The organism is Bacillus sp. NSP9.1 (assembly GCF_000465465.2).
Classification (GTDB): domain Bacteria; phylum Bacillota; class Bacilli; order Bacillales; family Bacillaceae; genus Bacillus; species Bacillus sonorensis_A.
The window spans coordinates 399188-415912 of record NZ_CP048273.1 but is presented as its reverse complement, the minus strand read 5'-3'; the positions used below and the strand labels follow the sequence as shown (position 1 = coordinate 415912).

Annotated in this window: 15 protein-coding genes; 8 read left to right on the top strand and 7 right to left on the bottom strand. The window is 46.7% G+C overall.

The window, feature by feature from the left end:
* Positions 1–14 precede the first annotated feature (14 nt).
* The 6 genes from dltA (at position 15) to M654_RS02010 (ending at position 6847) form a co-directional block, all read left to right on the top strand.
* The gene (gene dltA, locus M654_RS02035; RefSeq protein WP_026589215.1) at positions 15–1523 is read left to right on the top strand and encodes a D-alanine--poly(phosphoribitol) ligase subunit DltA; all 1509 of its coding nucleotides are present in this window, start codon (positions 15–17) and stop codon (positions 1521–1523) included.
* On the top strand, positions 1520–2677 hold the full coding sequence (dltB, locus tag M654_RS02030; protein WP_026589216.1) for a D-alanyl-lipoteichoic acid biosynthesis protein DltB: 1158 nt from the start codon (positions 1520–1522) through the stop codon (positions 2675–2677). The genes dltA and dltB overlap by 4 nt, the downstream gene beginning before the upstream one ends.
* A 15-nt stretch (positions 2678–2692) precedes the next feature.
* Positions 2693–2929, top strand: coding sequence for a D-alanine--poly(phosphoribitol) ligase subunit 2 (dltC, locus tag M654_RS02025; RefSeq protein WP_026589217.1), 237 nt, complete (start codon positions 2693–2695; stop codon positions 2927–2929).
* Positions 2929–4098 (top strand): D-alanyl-lipoteichoic acid biosynthesis protein DltD, encoded by a 1170-nt coding sequence (gene dltD / locus M654_RS02020; RefSeq protein ID WP_026589218.1) that lies wholly within the window; start codon positions 2929–2931, stop codon positions 4096–4098. The genes dltC and dltD overlap by 1 nt, the downstream gene beginning before the upstream one ends.
* 182 nt (positions 4099–4280) lie before the next feature.
* The gene (locus M654_RS02015; protein ID WP_026589219.1) at positions 4281–5372 is read left to right on the top strand and encodes a branched-chain amino acid aminotransferase; all 1092 of its coding nucleotides are present in this window, start codon (positions 4281–4283) and stop codon (positions 5370–5372) included.
* A 206-nt stretch (positions 5373–5578) separates the two neighbouring features.
* Positions 5579–6847, top strand: coding sequence for an MFS transporter (locus tag M654_RS02010; RefSeq protein WP_026589220.1), 1269 nt, complete (start codon positions 5579–5581; stop codon positions 6845–6847).
* A gap of 151 nt (positions 6848–6998) precedes the next feature.
* Here the strand turns inward: M654_RS02010 and M654_RS02005 are convergent, their stop codons facing one another.
* The 7 genes from M654_RS02005 to wecB all read right to left on the bottom strand — a co-directional run bounded on the left by M654_RS02005 (position 6999) and on the right by wecB (position 14538).
* The gene (locus tag M654_RS02005) at positions 6999–8327 is read right to left on the bottom strand and encodes a 6-phospho-beta-glucosidase (RefSeq protein ID WP_026589221.1); all 1329 of its coding nucleotides are present in this window, start codon (positions 8325–8327) and stop codon (positions 6999–7001) included.
* Entirely contained in the window at positions 8327–8656 is a 330-nt protein-coding gene (locus M654_RS02000) for a PTS lactose/cellobiose transporter subunit IIA (protein WP_026589222.1), read from the bottom strand. The genes M654_RS02005 and M654_RS02000 overlap by 1 nt, the downstream gene beginning before the upstream one ends.
* Positions 8657–8672: 16 nt before the next feature.
* Positions 8673–10025, bottom strand: coding sequence for a PTS cellobiose transporter subunit IIC (gene celB, locus M654_RS01995; protein WP_077735996.1), 1353 nt, complete (start codon positions 10023–10025; stop codon positions 8673–8675).
* 13 nt (positions 10026–10038) lie between these two features.
* Entirely contained in the window at positions 10039–10344 is a 306-nt protein-coding gene (licB, locus tag M654_RS01990) for a PTS lichenan transporter subunit IIB (protein ID WP_026589224.1), read from the bottom strand.
* A 127-nt stretch (positions 10345–10471) separates the two neighbouring features.
* The gene (locus M654_RS01985; protein ID WP_026589225.1) at positions 10472–12418 is read right to left on the bottom strand and encodes a BglG family transcription antiterminator; all 1947 of its coding nucleotides are present in this window, start codon (positions 12416–12418) and stop codon (positions 10472–10474) included.
* A 339-nt stretch (positions 12419–12757) separates the two neighbouring features.
* Complete coding sequence (locus M654_RS01980; protein ID WP_026589226.1) at positions 12758–13354, bottom strand: DNA-3-methyladenine glycosylase; 597 nt, start codon at positions 13352–13354, stop codon at positions 12758–12760.
* A 92-nt stretch (positions 13355–13446) separates the two neighbouring features.
* The gene (gene wecB, locus M654_RS01975; RefSeq protein ID WP_026589227.1) at positions 13447–14538 is read right to left on the bottom strand and encodes a non-hydrolyzing UDP-N-acetylglucosamine 2-epimerase; all 1092 of its coding nucleotides are present in this window, start codon (positions 14536–14538) and stop codon (positions 13447–13449) included.
* 280 nt (positions 14539–14818) lie between these two features.
* Here wecB and M654_RS01970 point away from each other — a divergent pair, with 280 nt between their 5' ends.
* Entirely contained in the window at positions 14819–15808 is a 990-nt protein-coding gene (locus tag M654_RS01970; RefSeq protein ID WP_026589228.1) for a polysaccharide biosynthesis protein, read from the top strand.
* Positions 15805–16650 carry an SDR family oxidoreductase gene (locus tag M654_RS01965; protein ID WP_026589229.1) on the top strand — a complete coding sequence of 282 codons (846 nt, stop codon included), beginning with the start codon at positions 15805–15807 and terminating at the stop codon, positions 16648–16650. The genes M654_RS01970 and M654_RS01965 overlap by 4 nt, the downstream gene beginning before the upstream one ends.
* Positions 16651–16725: the final 75 nt, after the last annotated feature.

The window sequence follows — 16725 nt, the reverse complement described above, 5'->3', positions numbered from 1 at the left end:
TGGAGAAAAAAACAATGAAACTGATAGAAACGATTCAAAAATACGCACAAACACAACCCGATACACTTGCTTTTGTGAATGAAGAGGAAAAGCTGACTTACGGAGAGCTGTGGTCGCAATCTGAGCGCCTTGCCCTTCAGCTGCAAAAAGAAGCGCTGACAGATGCTTCTCCGATCATCGTTTACGGTCATATGAAGCCGATTATGGCGGTTTCTTTCCTCGCTTGTGTGAAAGCCGGACATCCGTATATCCCGGTTGATGTTTCCATTCCGAGAGAACGGATTTTGAAAATCATCAGCAGCTCAAAGGCCGAGCTTTTGCTCAACAACTCAGGCGCTGATGTCGATACAGGAGATGCTGCGATCACTGTGATCGAACCGGGCGCTCTTGACCCGGGGGATGAATCTAAGACAAATTCCGCCGATTGGGTAAAGGACGGGGAGACCTTTTATATTATCTACACGTCCGGAAGTACGGGAAATCCAAAAGGCGTGCAAATTTCCGCCGATAATCTCCAGAGCTTTACAGACTGGATCACAAACGATTTTCCGGTTGAAAACGGTCAAGTGTTTTTAAATCAGGCGCCGTTCTCCTTTGACTTGTCGGTCATGGACCTTTATCCATGCCTGAAGACCGGAAGCACTCTTTGGACCGTCACGAAAGATATGATTAACCGTCCGAAGCTTTTATTTGAAGCGCTGGAACAATCGAATGTCAATGTCTGGACTTCAACACCTTCGTTTGCCCAGATGTGTTTAATGGATCCGTCGTTTTCAGAGGATCTGCTGCCGGGCCTCTCCGTGTTTATGTTTTGCGGAGAAACGCTTCCCGCTTCTGTGGCAAGGCAATTGAAAGAAAGATTTCCAAAAGCGCGCGTGTTCAACACATATGGTCCGACAGAGGCAACCGTCGCCGTGACCTCGATTGAAGTGACAGACGATGTGTTAGACCGGTATTCCTCCCTCCCCGTCGGTTCGGCAAAGCCGGACACTGAGATCGTCATCATCAATGAAGACGGAGAAGCCGTTCAAGAAGGAGAAAAAGGAGAAATCATCATTACCGGGGCAAGCGTCAGCAAAGGCTATCTCGGCGAAAAGGCGCTGACGGAAAAAGTGTTTTTCTCCTACAACGGAACTCCGGCTTATCGCACAGGGGATGCGGGTTACATCGAAAACGGCCAGCTGTTTTTCCTCGGAAGGCTTGATTTTCAAATCAAACTGCACGGCTATCGCATCGAGCTTGAGGAAATTGAATATCAAATCAATCAGTCCCGTTATGTACAGTCGGCTGTTGTGATTCCATTCTACAGAGAAGAGAAAATCGAGTATCTGATCGCCATGATCGTGCCTAAAGAACACGATTTTGAAAAGGAATACCAGCTGACGAGCGCCATTAAGAAAGACCTTGGCAGCAAGCTGCCGGCCTATATGATTCCGAGAAAATTCATGTATCAAAATGAGATTCCGATGACAGCAAACGGTAAGATCGACCGAAAACGATTAAAAGAAGAGGTAACCGTATGACGCCGTATGGTTCATTTCTCTTCTTCATCATATTAGGTATACTGCTGGCACCAACGATCATCCTCGGCTTAAACGGAAAAAGTTTCCGTTTTTACAATATGGCCGTTTCCGTTGTCGTGCTGGCGCTCATTTTTTCCAACAGCCTGCACGGGCTCATCACCCTGTGCCTGTTTACGCTTTGGCAGACGGTGCTGATCAAAGCCTATATTTTTTACCGTCAAAAAGCCAACAGCGGCGTCGTCTTTTGTTTGGCGGTGGCAGCGTCGATTCTGCCTTTGGCGCTGTCAAAGCTGCTGCCGTTCTTTGCCGTTGACAACTGGGCAAGCTTTCTTGGAATCTCATATCTGACGTTTAAAGGGGTTCAGCTCATCATTGAAACCCGGGACGGCTTAATTAAAAAGCAGGTTCCCCTCGGCAGGCTGCTGTACTTTATTCTCTTTTTTCCGACCATTTCATCCGGTCCGATTGACAGGTACCGCCGTTTTGAAAAAGACGAGCAGACCGTCTGGACGAAAGAGCAATATGAAGAGCTGCTGTATAAGGGAATCAACAAAATTTTTCTCGGCTTTTTATACAAATTTATTATCGGCTATTGCATTAACACGTATATCATTTTAAAACTGCCGTTTATCACACACGGCAGCATTTCCCATGGGCTTGCATACATGTATGCCTACAGCCTGTACTTGTTCTTCGATTTCGCCGGCTACACGGCTTTTGCCGTCGGCGTCAGCTATATCATGGGGATCAAGTCTCCGGAAAACTTTAATATGCCGTTTATCAGCCGCAATATTAAAGACTTCTGGAACCGCTGGCACATGTCGCTTTCATTTTGGTTCAGAGACTACGTGTTCATGCGCTTTGTCTTTTGGATGACAAAGAAGAAATGGATCAAAAACCGCATGGCGGTTTCAAATATCGGCTATGTGCTGCTGTTTCTTCTGATGGGTGTCTGGCACGGCCTCGCACCTCAGTACATTATATACGGAATCTATCACGCACTGCTCATGGTCGGCTTCAATTTCTTTGAGAAATGGAATAAGAAGCATAAATGGTGGCCGAACAATAAGTGGACGACAGCCGTCTCCATTGTGGTGACCTTCCACTTCGTCTGCTTTGGATTTTTGATTTTCTCAGGAAAACTATTTCACTAAAAGGAGTTTTTAAATATGGATTTCAATCAGGAAGTACTTTCAGTTTTAGCAGAGGTATGTCAGGACGATATCGTCATGGAAAATCCGGATATCGATATTTTTGAAGAAGGAATCCTTGATTCGTTTGGTACTGTAGAACTGCTGTTGGCGTTCGAGAACCGCTTTAACATCACTGTTCCGATTACCGAGTTTGACCGCGACGCATGGAACACGCCAAATCAAATTATAAAGCAGCTGAATGAGTTGAGATAATGAAAAAGCGTTTTTTATTCGGGCCAATCATTTTGGCATTTTTACTTTTTTTCACGATGATCATGGTTCCAGCTTCATGGCTGACTGCGTTCGTTCCTAAAGACCGGGTCGCAACTTCGGCCACGGAATTGAATCCGATGATGTTTCAGGGGACATATCTTCAGGATAAAATGCTTGAAGACCCGGAATACCTGCCGATCTACGGATCATCGGAGCTGTCCCGGCTGGATCCATTTCATCCGTCCAATTATTTCAAAGTGAACGACCAGGGGTTCACGCCTTATCTCGTCGGTAAAGGCGGATCTCAATCCCTGATTCACACCATCAATTTTGCGGCCCATGCGAAAAATCTTAAGGGAAAGAAATTGGTATTCATCATTTCCCCGCAATGGTTTCAGAAAAAAGGGTCTGATGAATCCCATTTTGCCCCGAACTTCTCGGCCTTGCAGGCATACGATCTCTATTTCAACCAAGACATCGACCAAGGGCTGAAAAAGAAAATCATGAAGCGGATGCTGAAATTTAATGCGGTCAAAAACGACGCCCTCCTTTCAGCTCTTTTCCGAGCTGAGCTCAATCAGGACAGCGGGACACTGGCTCTGCTTACACCGGCTGCAAAAGGCTACAAAAGCATTCTGGAAAAAAAGGATATCTATTATTCCATGGTTGAAGGAGAAGGACCAAAACGCACCATTTCAGAAAGCGTCAAAAACAAGTCATGGGATGAATTAATGCATATGGCTGAAAAGCTTGGCAAAAAAGAATCCCGTAACAATAAGTTTAAGATTACAAATGGCGTCTATAAAAAAATGAAGCCGAAGCTGGCCAAGCTGAAAGGCCACAATAAAAAAATGAACTATGCAAAATCGGTGGAATTCGGCGATTTTCAAATGATGCTGGATGTCCTGAAGGAATCCGGCGCAGATCCTCTGTTCATCTCCGTTCCGGTGCACGGCCAATTTTACGACTACACCGGATTTCCTAAAAAAGGACGGACGGACTATTATGCGAAAATCAAAAAACAAATCGAAGCAGAAGGCTTTCAAGTCGCTGATTTAACGAACCATGAATACGATCCTTATTTTCTGAAGGATACCCTTCACCTCGGCTGGAAAGGCTGGGTTTATGTAGATAAAGAAATCGAAGCGTTTTATCATAAGAAATCGTAAGAAGGATTCCCCCAAGCGGGAATCCTTTTTTGTTTTGCAAACTGCGAAAAAATATTTTTTAAAGTTTCCAAAAATTCTATTTTACAAATTTCTCTGAAATCTATTGCGATTATCAATAGAAGGTTTAAAATAGAAGATAAATATTTTTTGGAAAAAGACTAGAAACGGCAGGGAGAATGAATATGACAAAACAAACGATCAGCGTACAGCTCAGCACAGCAAAGAAACAAAAGCCCGCAGACGATCAGCTCGAATTCGGCCGCACGTTCACCGACCATATGTTTATCATGGATTATTCGGTTGAAAGCGGCTGGCATGATCCGAGAATCGTGCCTTACCAGCCGGTCGAAATGGATCCGGCCGCCATGGTTTACCACTACGGCCAATCTGTTTTTGAGGGGTTAAAGGCTTATTTATCAAATGAAGGAAAAGTTCTTTTATTCAGGCCGGAGAAAAACGTTGAGCGTCTGAATCAATCGAACGACCGCCTTTGCATTCCGCGGGTCGATCCGGATACGGTACTCGAAGGGCTGAAAAAGCTGCTTCAGATTGATAAGGAATGGATTCCGAAAGCGGAGGGAACGTCCCTTTACATTCGTCCGTTCATCATTTCAACTGAGCCATACCTCGGGGTCGCCCCGTCCAAGACCTATAAGATGATGATCATCTTATCGCCGGTCGGCTCTTATTATAAAGAAGGCATTCATCCCGTGAAAATCGCTGTCGAAAACGAATTTGTCCGGGCTGTTGCGGGCGGTACGGGAAACGCCAAAACGGCAGGAAACTACGCCGCAAGCCTGAAGGCTCAGGAAGTCGCCGAAAGCAAAGGATTTTCACAAGTATTATGGCTTGACGGTGTCGAAAAGAAATACATTGAAGAAGTGGGAAGCATGAACATCTTTTTCAAAATCAACGGTGAAATCGTCACGCCTGCTCTAAACGGCAGCATCCTGGAAGGCATTACGAGAAATTCTGTGCTTCACCTTTTAAAAGAGTGGGGGCTTTCCGTGACTGAAAAGAGAATTTCGGTTGACGAACTGATCGAGGCCCACAAAGACGGTCTGCTTGAAGAAGCCTTCGGCACCGGAACGGCGGCTGTCATCTCCCCGGTCGGCGAGCTGATCTGGAAAGACGAAAGCCTTGTGATTAACAACGGCAAAACCGGAGAGATCGCCAAAAAGCTCTACGAGACGATCACAGGCATTCAAAAAGGCGCACTGCAAGACACGTTCGGCTGGACGGTTGAAGTCGATTCAGTCCATCAGTCCTGTTAAAACGGTTTTTCAGCCCCTTTTAAAGAAGGGGCTGAAATCCTTGCCTGATGATTTCCGCATATCCTCCAGTCCATCAATCCTCTTCTTCATCACCCTTTCCTTCAGCCAACTAAATATATACCATTTTATTTCTTTTGTGCTAAAATTATCTATAAAAAAGATCTCATCCCCATGTTCAGCACGTAAATATAGAAAGGACTTGAATAATGGAAAAGACCACTGAACCCGTGTCCGTCTGGAAAAAGAACTTTACATTCCTTTTCTTCTCCAGGCTGATCAAAATTTCGGGCGACTGCTTCGCCTTCAATTCCATTTTATGGTTTTTGATTTTTGATGGAAAAGGGGCTATCGGCACCTCTCTGCTGATTGCCGTCACTTTTCTTCCCGAGGCCTTTTTAGCGCCGGTGACAGGACCTTTGGTGAAGAGAAGCGCTCTGAAATTCTGGATGTATTTCTCGGATTTGACGAGGGCTGCCGTCGTCGTGACTGTGCCTATATGTTACTTTAACGGTTTTTCACCGATGTGGTTTGTTTTAGGACTCATGATTATCCATTCAGCAACAGGCGCCACATACAATCCGGCTTCCATTACGCTGATTCCGCAAATCGTAAACGAAAACCTGATTCAAAAAGCGAATGCGATCCTTCAATCCTCATCTGAAATCGTAAGGCTCGGCGCTGTGACGCTGTGCGGAGTGCTTCTGACATTTATCGGCCCCGCAACGACGCTGTTCATGGCATTTGCCTTTTATATCATATCGGGCATCTTTGTTCTTTGCATTAAGTATAAAATCGTACAGAAAGCATCGAATTCCGCGGATAGTGGTCAACGAGGTACATATGTTGCAAGATTAAAAAGAGGGTTTGTACTTGTGAGAAACCATAAAATTTTGTTTCCGCTGGCCATTTACTGCATATTCATGAACCTGGCCGCATCTCCATGGGAGGCGCTGTCGGCTGTCTATGTTGCCGAAGATTTAAACGGCACGCCGTTCATCCATTCTCTATTGAAGGCGACGACGGCCGGAGGGGCGTTTTTATTGGGCTTTATCCTCGCAAAAGTCAAAATCAACAAATATGGTCTGCTTTTTATAGCGGCCGGCATTTTTGAAGGTGCAGCCTATTTGATGACGGGATTAAATACATTTTTGCCGCTCGTATTCCTCGCCGCTTTTGCATTTGGGGCAGCCATCAGCTCGATCAATGTTCCGGAATTCACGATCATTCAAACATCTGTCGAAGGGGATGATCAACCGCAGGTGTTTGCCATTATACATACGATCACAAACCTTTCGCTCCCTTTGGGTGCAATCGCCTGCGGCTATGCCGCACACGCACTCAGCGCGGGACACGTTATTGCAATCGGCGGTTTTATAGAGGTCCTCGCCGGTATCGGCATCCTGCTGTTTACCCAGCTTGGCAAAGCGCAGCGATCAGATCTGAAAAAAGAAAAAGAGGCGACCGCCAACATGTAAGACTCCAGTTCTGCACCGCTGTGCGCTGAAAGCCGGGCTCGTTCCGCGGAATGCCATGTTACCGAGGTCCGGCCTTCCTCCTCTAGACTTCGTTCTGGTATCTTCACGGCTGAAGGCTCCGGCGGGAATAGCCGGAGCCTTGATGATCGTTTTACGCTTCTACTGATCTAAAAAACTGTGGAAGATGAGCCCGGTGCGCTTCGAGCATTTCATCCAGGAGTTGTTTTGCGACTTTGTCAGATGGTACAAGCGGGTTGATCGTCATCGCCACCAGCGCCGTATTGTGGTCGCCTGTTACCGCCGCTTCGGCCGCGACACGTTCAAATGATTTAATTTGCTGGACGAGGCCTCTGACGGTGACAGGCAAATCTCCAACCGCGATCGGTTTCGGCCCGTTTTTCGTTATGACACAGTTGACTTCCACCGCGGAATCATCCGGAATGCTTGCAATCGCCCCATTGTTCATCGTATTGACCGGCTGGATATCATGCTTGTCATTGTGGATCGAACTGATCAGATTGCAGGCCGCATCACTGTAGTATGCGCCTCCCCGTTTTTCAAGCTGCGGCGGCTTGATAGCCAAATCCGGATCTTTGTATAGTTCGAACAATTCTTTTTCGACTTGCTGCACGACTTCTGCACGGGTTCCTTCCGTTTGAGAAGCCTCAAGCTCGTGTTCAAGCATTTCTTTTGTTTTATAATAGTAGCGGTGGTATCCGCACGGAATCAGGCCGAGTCCGCGGATAAAGTCAGGCTCCCACGACTCTCCGGAAATGTTTTTCATGGTCATCGCATTTGCCGGATCAGCCATCGCTTCGATCACTTTGTCTTTGACACTGATCCCGTCAAGGAAGACATCAAGGCCAAACACCATATGATTCAAACCGGCAAATTGAATGTCGACGCGGCTTTCATCGACCTCAAGCGCTTTGGCAACCCCCATTTTCATACCGATCGGCACATTGCAAAGGCCGACGACTTTTTTCAGATTTGAATAGCGGAGAAGCGCTTCCGTCACCATGCCCGCCGGGTTGGTAAAATTGACAAGCCATGCATCAGGGCACAGTTCTTCTATATCCTTTGCGATTTCCAGTATGACCGGAATGGTGCGAAGCCCTTTAAAAAGACCGCCCGGACCATTTGTCTCCTGGCCGATGACACCGTACTTTAACGGAATTCTTTCATCTTTCGCCCTCGCTTCAAGCAAGCCGACGCGGAATTGAGTGGTGACGAAGTCAGCGTCTTTCAAGGCTGCCCTCCGGTCAAGCGTCAGATGGATCTCTATCGGAACACCGGCCTTTTCCACCATGCGCTTTGCCAGTGTGCCGACGATATTCAGCTTTTCTTGCCCTTCCGGTATGTCGACGAGCCACAGCTCGCTCACCGGCAGTTCAGCGTGTCTTTTGATCAGTCCTTCCACAAGCTCCGGTGTATAGCTTGATCCCCCGCCAATTGTTACGATTTTCAAGCCTTTCTTCATCAATTGACACCTCCGTGAAGATTGATTTTTTCATACAGCTCGACGATTTCCGATGCCAAATCTTTCATGGTCATCGCATTCATTAAATGATCTTGGGCATGAATCATTAATAATGACAGCTCTGTTTTTGTTCCCTTCGCTTCATTTTGAATCAGCGCAGTCTGAAAGTGATGTGCTTGAATCAATTCCTCGTCAGCTGCACGAATCTTTTCTTTCGCTTTCGAAAAATCGCCTTTCTTCGCCTCAGCAATGGCTTCCATAGAGCAGCTTCGGCCGTTTCCGCCATGAAGGATAATTTGAAAAATTGTTTGCTCCAATTCCGCGGACATCTAAGTCACCTCTTTTCTATACGCTGACCTGCTGGTTATCGTTTGCAGACGTCCCCTTATCCAGTTCGCTTTCCTCTTTGAATTTTTGTTTATCCCACATTCTAAAAAACGGATAATATACGAGGAATGAGATGGTCAGGTTGATCAGCTGCATGACGGCCCCGGAAAACTTCCCGCCCGTCGCCAAATACCCCGAGAAGCCCGGCGGCATCGTCCACGGAACCGCGATGCCGGCCGGTTTTGCGACAAGACCGGTGCTCATTCCGATATAGGTTGCCGTAATCATTAAAAGCGGTGATATGATGAATGGAACTAAAAGCATCGGGTTCATGACGATCGGCATTCCGAAAATAATCGGTTCATTGATGTTAAAAACAGCCGGCCCGATCGCCAGTTTCCCAAGCTGCTTCATTTGCTTGCTCCGCGCCCTGAGACACATCGTGATGACCAGCGCCAGGGTGGCACCGCTTCCGCCGATATTGATCCAAATTTCGAAAAACTGGGTTGTGAAAATGTGCGGCAGTGCTTCGCCAGCCTGGAAAGCAAGGCGGTTCTCATCCATTGCGCTGTACCAGATGGGGGACATAACCCCGCCGACAATATTTGCTCCGTGCAGTCCGCATGACCACAGCAGCATTTTGACGGTTTCCGCCACAAGGCTCCCGCCAAGGCTTCCCCCAAGAATGGAAAGCGGTGTGCCCAAAATGACATTGACCACATTATGGAGGCTTTCAAACGGCGTCAATTCAATAATGAGGCGGGCAATCCAGATCAGGCCAATCACCGCGAATCCCGGAATCAGCGCGATGAATGATTTGCTGACCGCCGGCGGCACACCGTCAGGCATTTTAACGACAATGTCTTTTTGCACAACCCAGCGGTAAATTTCCGTCGACAGCATGGCGATGAGCATGCCGATAAACAGGCCTTTGCTTCCCATCAGCGAAATCGGAATGCCGCCCGACACCAAAATCTCTTCAGTGGAACCTTCAGGTGTAAATGGAATCTGATAAGGTGTAGCAAGCAGGAATGCAGCCACGGCTATCGCTCCTGATGACAAAGCGTCGATATCGTATTTTTCGGCAAGGCGGTATGCGATTCCAAATGTCGCGATAAGCGCCATAATATCAAAGCTGACGCCTACCGGATAGCTTAATTTCTCAGCCCATTTGTCTCCGAAGATTCCCGACATGAATTCCGGATATCCGGGGATTGGCAAGTTGGCTAAAATCAGAAACAGCGAGCCGATGATGATGAGCGGCATGGTGAGAATGATTCCGTCCCTGAGAGCCTGCAAGTGGCGCTGAGCGGCAATCCTGCCGGCAACCGGCATAACCTTCTCTTCTAAAAAGGCATTCATCTTATTCACACGCCCGCCTCCCTTAAGAACCGGCAAGCTGTTCTGCGGATTTTAGGACTTCCGCTCCATTACAAGTTCCGTAATGGACCGTGTTGATGACATCGACAGGCACTCCTTTGGAATCTCCTAATTTTTTCAGCTGCGGAAGCATATAGCGGACCTGCGGGCCCAGCAGCAAAACATCCGCTTTATCAATATGATTTTGGACTTCCCCTCCGGAAACAGCCCAAATGGTATAATCTTTTCCTTGTTCCTCTGCGCTTTTTTCCATTTTTGTCACGAGCAGACTCGTTGACATCCCTGCAGCACACGCTAATAAGATATTCATTTTGATATGGCCCCCTTTTACATATAAGTTCTCGTTTTCTTGTACAGTTCCATCATAATATGAAACCGCTTTCATATTAACTTAATGATTTTCCTCTTCTCTGAGGAAAAAAGACAAGGGAACATTTTTATCCAAACGCCGGCGGGTTTGGGCTGTTTTTTCGGAAAACGGACATAAACTCCTGATATGATCTGCATTTTAAAAGCTCGCTGACAATGGACCGATCATCCAAAACATTGCCCAGCAACTTGTACATGCCTTGCAGATTTGATGTATTATCCTTTTCAACACAGAGCAGGCAAATCAGCTGAACCTTTTTATCCTCCCAATCGATCGGTTTTTGCAGCGTGCATACCGCCCAAAATGTCACAGCTGTTTGCGGCGCCATCGGATGAGGGATGGCCACAAGATTGCCAAAACAGGTTGGCGCAACGGCCTCCCTTTCAAAAACGGAACCTTCAAGCCCTTCGTCTGCAAGCCCCAGCTGTGTTACTTTTTCGCATAAAAAACGGAGAACGTCCTCTCTTGATTGAAAGCTTTCTTGCAAGAACACGAGCTGTTCCCTCGTATATTTTGCGGCGAGTTCCTGATCTGCCGTAAGGATTTGTTCAACTTTCGCCAGATCGGTTCCCCCCAGGATCGCATTTACTTTGATAACCGGAATGGGGAGCTCTTCAGGCAGAGGAATCGTGCTGATCACAAAGTCGAGGGTGTTTAGCGGCATTTGGTTGAGCTTGTAGTAGTCAACCGTACCAAGGATGTCAAGCTTCGAGCCGAATTTTGCCCGCAGTCTGTCCTGCAGAAGCATGGCACTGCCTGCTCCGGAAGCGCAGACAATCATACAGCGCTTTGAAGGGATATTCATCTTTCTCCTTTCCATTGCGGCGCCGATATGTAAAGCGAGATAGCCGACTTCACTTTCCTGAATGTCAAACCCCGTTTCTTTTTTGATCACCTCACCGGCCTGGATGCCGGCTTCAAATGCGAGAGGATAGTTGGCCTTAATCGCATCAAGCATCGGATTTCTGATATTCATGCCATATCTGCAGCGATTCAAGGCAGGTTTTAAGTGGAGGCTGAGGCCGATTTTTAACTCTTTGTCGTGTTTGATGCCAAGCGTGAACTTGTCTTCAATCGTCTCCATGATCAATCGTGTCAGCCGGTCGGTTTTTTCATCGATGAAGCTTTCTATTTTATCGCAGTTGAGAGCTGCCATCGCCGTCCTTTTGGCTCCAAGCAAATGAATGGCGATATAAGCCGTCTCTTTTTCCGGAAATGTCACGTTCAGCTTTTGTTCAAGTGTGCGAACAATCGCGCGCGCCACTTCATATTCTTTGTGATTCATAATTTCTTGAATATCTTTGGAATAAAGAGAGACATGCCTGCCCTTGCGGATCCGCCTGCAGGCGATGGCAATATGGATCAGGAGGTTGTTTAAGCCGATATCGGAAAGAGAGATTTGGTCTTCGCTTATTTTTTCTAGAATGGTCTGGCGGATAAGGCCCAATTCCTCTTTCGGAAGAATGGATATTCTAGCGTTCATAATATCAACATCCGTTTCCCGTTTAGGAAAAATGTGCTCAGCTATACAATAGCGCAGCTTCATTTCATCCCCTTTCAGCTTAAAGCCGTAGTTCGGTTTGATCTCCAGCTCAATGCCGTAAGGTTTCAGCCTTTTTCTTACATCTCTCATATCGTTTTGAACCGTCGACTTGCTGATATACATCTCGTCCGCCAAGTCTTCCAGTTTCAGATAATCATCGGTTAATAGCAGCCTTTTTAATAAATAGAGAATGCGTTCATTCGGAAACACAGGTTTTGAAAGCTCATCTTGAAAGGTGTTTTGCAAAAGCTGGCGGAAGAGGCGTTCGTTTTGAACGGAGAGCCGATAGCCGGCTCCTCTGATCGATTGAACGGCGGCTCCGTTTTTGAGGAGAAGGTGGTCTAATTCTTTCATATCTGATCTGACCGTTCTGGAGGTAACGTTTAACTGATTTGCCAAATAAGCGCTTGTTAAAGGTGTTTCCGCTGTCATCAATTCGCCGAGAATGAGCTTTAGCCGAGCATTGAGCATAAAATGGCCCCCTTTTAAGTCGCTTGAATCTAGAACCTGACAGGCAGGCTGTGTTCCGCCGGTCTACATCTATTCAATCAATATGTGAAAATTCTCTCATAGTTTAAGTAAATTCTATTATGATTGCGTTTTCAAGTCAATTTACCCATTCCATAGAAAAACAGCCGGTTCAACCGGCTGTCGGACGTTTTTTCCCGCTTCGGTTTTTGATGATTTTTCTTGCGATCGGATAGACGACAGGCGCCCATTTGACGAGATATTTCATCATTTTTTTCATCGCTTTGCTCCCTCCCGTTTTCCTTCACCATTACCCTGGGAACACGGGAGTCAAAACATGGCCTACCTGGAAACATAGCGGTTCCCTTTCACCCAAAAGCGCCAAGGGTATTCCCGCGCTTCCCCCGAGTTCTCGATTCCAATGCGCGGGCCGCATGAAATCTCTTTTGGGGTATACCCTTTCGCAATATAAAGCGGCGGCTCCGTCAGCAGCTTGCCGTAATCATCCATCGTTATCGAAAGCGCCTTTGTCAGCTTCCCGGGACCATTCGTCCAATCGCGTGGTTTTTTTCCGCTCCTTCTTTTCTCCATCAGCAAAAGCCCTTCATGCGGTTCAATCGCCCTGATGAGGACGGCTTCCGGCTCATCAACGCTTGCGCTCACAACGTTGATCAAGGTGTGGGTATGCATGGTGTACGTATATACCACACCGGCTTTTCCGAACATGACTTCTGTCCGTTTTGTCCGGCGGTTTCCATAGCTGTGGGCCGCCCTGTCTTCAGGACCTCTATATGCTTCGGTTTCGACAATATATCCTGAGGCCAGCCCCTCCTCAGTCTCTTTCACGAGAAGACATCCTAATAGAGACTGCGCCAGTTCAATCGTAGGTTTTTTGTAGAAATCGAGCGGCAGCGGCTCATGCTCCTGTGCTTGATTCATTTGAAAAAGCCTCCTTTGATTGTGATCCATTTTAACACCTTTTGCAGGTCTTTTACTAGAAACGGAAGGCTTTCATATGGGGGCTCTATATGTCAAACATGCCTCAGACCGCCTAAGATAAAGTGAACAACTTTGTCCGAAACTTTTGGATCTGCGTACCCCTCAGGCAGCTTCCAATCGGTATCGGCTTTCATCATCAATTCTGCGGCGCTGACGATGCGCTCTGCTTCAAGTCCTGAGACAACATTGCTCCCGCACATGACCGTCTCGGGCCTTTCTGTGCTGTTTCTGATCGTTACGGAAGGAACTCCGAGAATGCAGCTTTCCTCCTGCACCGTCCCGCTGTCTGTGATCACACATTTTGCATGCTGCTGAAGGCGGATGAAATCAAAAAAGCCAAACGGCTCACAAAATGTCAGCAAAGCATCGTCACTTTGTATGCCAAACTTCTGCAAACGGTCGCGTGTCCTTGGGTGAACACTGCATATAACCGGCATCTTATGGGATTTCGCCAGCGTCTCAAGGGCAGTGACGATATGTTGCAGCCTTTCTTTCACATCCACATTTTCCGCCCTGTGCGCAGTGACCAATAGAAAGGCACCGCTCTCCACCTTCAAGTCGTCGAGCACATTCCGCTGCGCAATTTCTTCTGCGAAATGGTTCATCACTTCATAAATCGGATTTCCGGAAACCCAGATTCTTTGAGGATGCATGCCTTCCCTTTCCAAATTTTCTTTGGCGATGTTTGTATAGGGCAAATTAAAAGATGCGATCGAATCGATCACCCTCCGATTGATCTCCTCCGGAACCGAGTTGTCATAACAGCGGTTGCCGGCCTCCATATGATACACGGGAATTCCGTACCGTTCGCCGAGGAACGCGCACAGCGCACTGTTCGTATCGCCGAGCACAAGCAATTTATCGGGCTTAAGCTTGACGATCAGCTTCTCGACCTCTGCAAAAATCTCGCCAATTTGTGCGCCGATCGAATGATGTGACAGCTTAATGTGATGATCCGGCAGCCGCACATTCAACTGTTCAAAAAAGATTTCGCTCAGTTTTTCATCATAGTTTTGACCGGTGTGCACCAATATATGCTGGTCTGCAAGCTGATCAAGCTTGCGAATGATCAAACTTAAGCGGATGATCTCCGGTCTGGTTCCGATAATCGTCATGATCTTCATTATCTTACTCCTTTTTAGAACTAAAGATAGATGGAACAGCCATACCGGCGCCGGGCTGCGCCCATGCCCCGAAAATCTATATATGTATATTCATTTCATGAAAAATTGTGCTGTTTCAAAGGTTGAAGCTCCCTTCTCAAAAAGCGGGATGATTTCTCTAAAAATATGCTGAATTGTCTTCAATCAGGCGGTTCTATCACACAAATTTTTCTAAAAATCATATACATTTATATGCTAGTTTTAACAGTCTATCAATAGATCGGTTTTTAGGAGGATACGTATGTTTAAAAACACCCGAATATTGCTTACCGGAGGCACCGGTTCCTGGGGAACGGAGCTCACGAAAAAATTGCTGCCGTATCAGCCGAAAGAGATCAGGATTTTCTCAAGAAATGAATTCACGCAGATCAGCATGCAGCGGGAATTTGACCACCACCCTTCAATAAAATTTTTGATCGGTGATGTCAGGGACTATCCCGCTTTGGAAGAGGCCTCTAAAGATGTTGATTATATCTTCCATCTCGCCGCACTAAAACACGTTCCAATCTGCGAGGATCAGCCTGAAGAAGCACTGAAAACGAACGTCATCGGGACCCAGAATGTCATTCGCGCCGCCATCGCCAACAAAGTCAAAAAAGTCATTGATGTTTCGACAGATAAAGCGGCGGATCCGGTCAACTTTTACGGAATGACGAAGTCGCTTGGCGAAAGATTGATGATCCGGGCCAATGATTATAGTGAGGATACAGATTTTGTATGCATCAGAGGCGGAAACGTGCTGGGAACAAACGGAAGCGTCGTTCCGCTTTTTAAAAGCCTGATTATGAAAGGGCAGGACCTGACATTGACATCAAAAGAAATGACGAGATTTTTCCTCACCGTCGGCGAAGCGATTGATTTGCTGCTCAAAGCTTCCAAAGAAGCGATTGGAGGAGAAATCTTCGTCATGAAAATGAAAGCCTGCAATATTTTGGACCTTGCCGAAGTTCTGATCGAAGAATTGGCTTCAAGCCCTATCGGAATCAAAGAAATCGGAATCCGCCCGGGAGAGAAGCTCCATGAAGTGCTCGTCTCAAATCATGAAGCACCGTTTACTTATCTATATGATGCTCAATATTATGTGATATTGCCTTCACACCCTTCAGAAAAGCTGATTCGCCGCTACCGGAAGTTCACGAAAGCCGATTTTCAGAAATTCCAATCCAATGACCTGCTCATGACCAAACCGGAAATCGCTGACATGTTGAGAAAAGGAGGGTTTCTACAGTGAGGCTGCTGATTTTAGGGGGAAATGGAATGGCAGGCCATGTATTGAAAGAATATTTCTCTGCCAAAGAACACTATGAAGTGTTTTGGACACAGCGGCAAACACTGCCCAATGATTTAAATTGCTTTTTTCTCGATGCGGCAAACACGGATGAATTAAAAAAGCTGCTGCAAAAGGTAAAACCTGATGCCGTGATCAATGCAGTGGGCATCTTAAATGATGCCGCTCGCCAGCGGCTTGTTGAAGCGATTCATATCAATAGCGTTCTGCCGCATCTATTATCCGAGATGAGCAGCATCTATGACTATCGTTTGATTCACATCAGCACCGACTGTGTCTTTTCAGGTGCAAAAGGAAAATACACGGAAACGGATGCGAAGGATGGAAGCTCTATCTATGCGCAGACGAAAAGTTTGGGCGAAGTGACAGACGGTCAAAACCTGACGGTCAGAACTTCCATTATCGGGCCCGAGCTTAACGACGGCATCGGTTTGTTCCATTGGTTTATGAAGCAAAAGAACAGCGTCCACGGGTATAAAAACGTGTTCTGGAACGGGCTGACGACCCTCGAATTGGCAAAGGCGATCGAACAGCTTCTCACTTCAAATGTAAACGGCTTGATCCACTTGACGGGGAACCGGTTCATCTCCAAATACGAGCTGCTCGTCCTCATCAATCAAACCTTTTCCAAAGGAATCACGGTTACACCCGAATACCGCACCCGGTCTGATAAAAGCCTTGTCATGACACGGGAGGATGTACCTTATCAGCCTGTCGGCTATGAACAAATGCTCGCCGAACTCAAACAGTGGATCGATGATCGGCCTCATTTATATGAATATTGAAATGAAAAAACAAACATCACCATTTGATGTTTGTTTTTGGTTTTAGCGCTCATAACATGGTTGACATTGACATAT

Excerpts from the sequence above, each read along its gene's own strand:
- dltA (WP_026589215.1), top strand. The coding sequence starts at position 15 with ATGAAACTGATAGAAACGATTCAAAAATACGCACAAACACAACCCGAT.
- dltB (WP_026589216.1), top strand. The coding sequence starts at position 1,520 with ATGACGCCGTATGGTTCATTTCTCTTCTTCATCATATTAGGTATACTG.
- dltC (WP_026589217.1), top strand. The coding sequence starts at position 2,693 with ATGGATTTCAATCAGGAAGTACTTTCAGTTTTAGCAGAGGTATGTCAG.
- dltD (WP_026589218.1), top strand. The coding sequence starts at position 2,929 with ATGAAAAAGCGTTTTTTATTCGGGCCAATCATTTTGGCATTTTTACTT.
- M654_RS02015 (WP_026589219.1), top strand. The coding sequence starts at position 4,281 with ATGACAAAACAAACGATCAGCGTACAGCTCAGCACAGCAAAGAAACAA.
- M654_RS02010 (WP_026589220.1), top strand. The coding sequence starts at position 5,579 with ATGGAAAAGACCACTGAACCCGTGTCCGTCTGGAAAAAGAACTTTACA.
- M654_RS02005 (WP_026589221.1), bottom strand. The coding sequence starts at position 8,327 with ATGAAGAAAGGCTTGAAAATCGTAACAATTGGCGGGGGATCAAGCTAT.
- M654_RS02000 (WP_026589222.1), bottom strand. The coding sequence starts at position 8,656 with ATGTCCGCGGAATTGGAGCAAACAATTTTTCAAATTATCCTTCATGGC.
- licB (WP_026589224.1), bottom strand. The coding sequence starts at position 10,344 with ATGAATATCTTATTAGCGTGTGCTGCAGGGATGTCAACGAGTCTGCTC.
- M654_RS01985 (WP_026589225.1), bottom strand. The coding sequence starts at position 12,418 with ATGCTCAATGCTCGGCTAAAGCTCATTCTCGGCGAATTGATGACAGCG.
- M654_RS01980 (WP_026589226.1), bottom strand. The coding sequence starts at position 13,354 with ATGAATCAAGCACAGGAGCATGAGCCGCTGCCGCTCGATTTCTACAAA.
- wecB (WP_026589227.1), bottom strand. The coding sequence starts at position 14,538 with ATGAAGATCATGACGATTATCGGAACCAGACCGGAGATCATCCGCTTA.
- M654_RS01970 (WP_026589228.1), top strand. The coding sequence starts at position 14,819 with ATGTTTAAAAACACCCGAATATTGCTTACCGGAGGCACCGGTTCCTGG.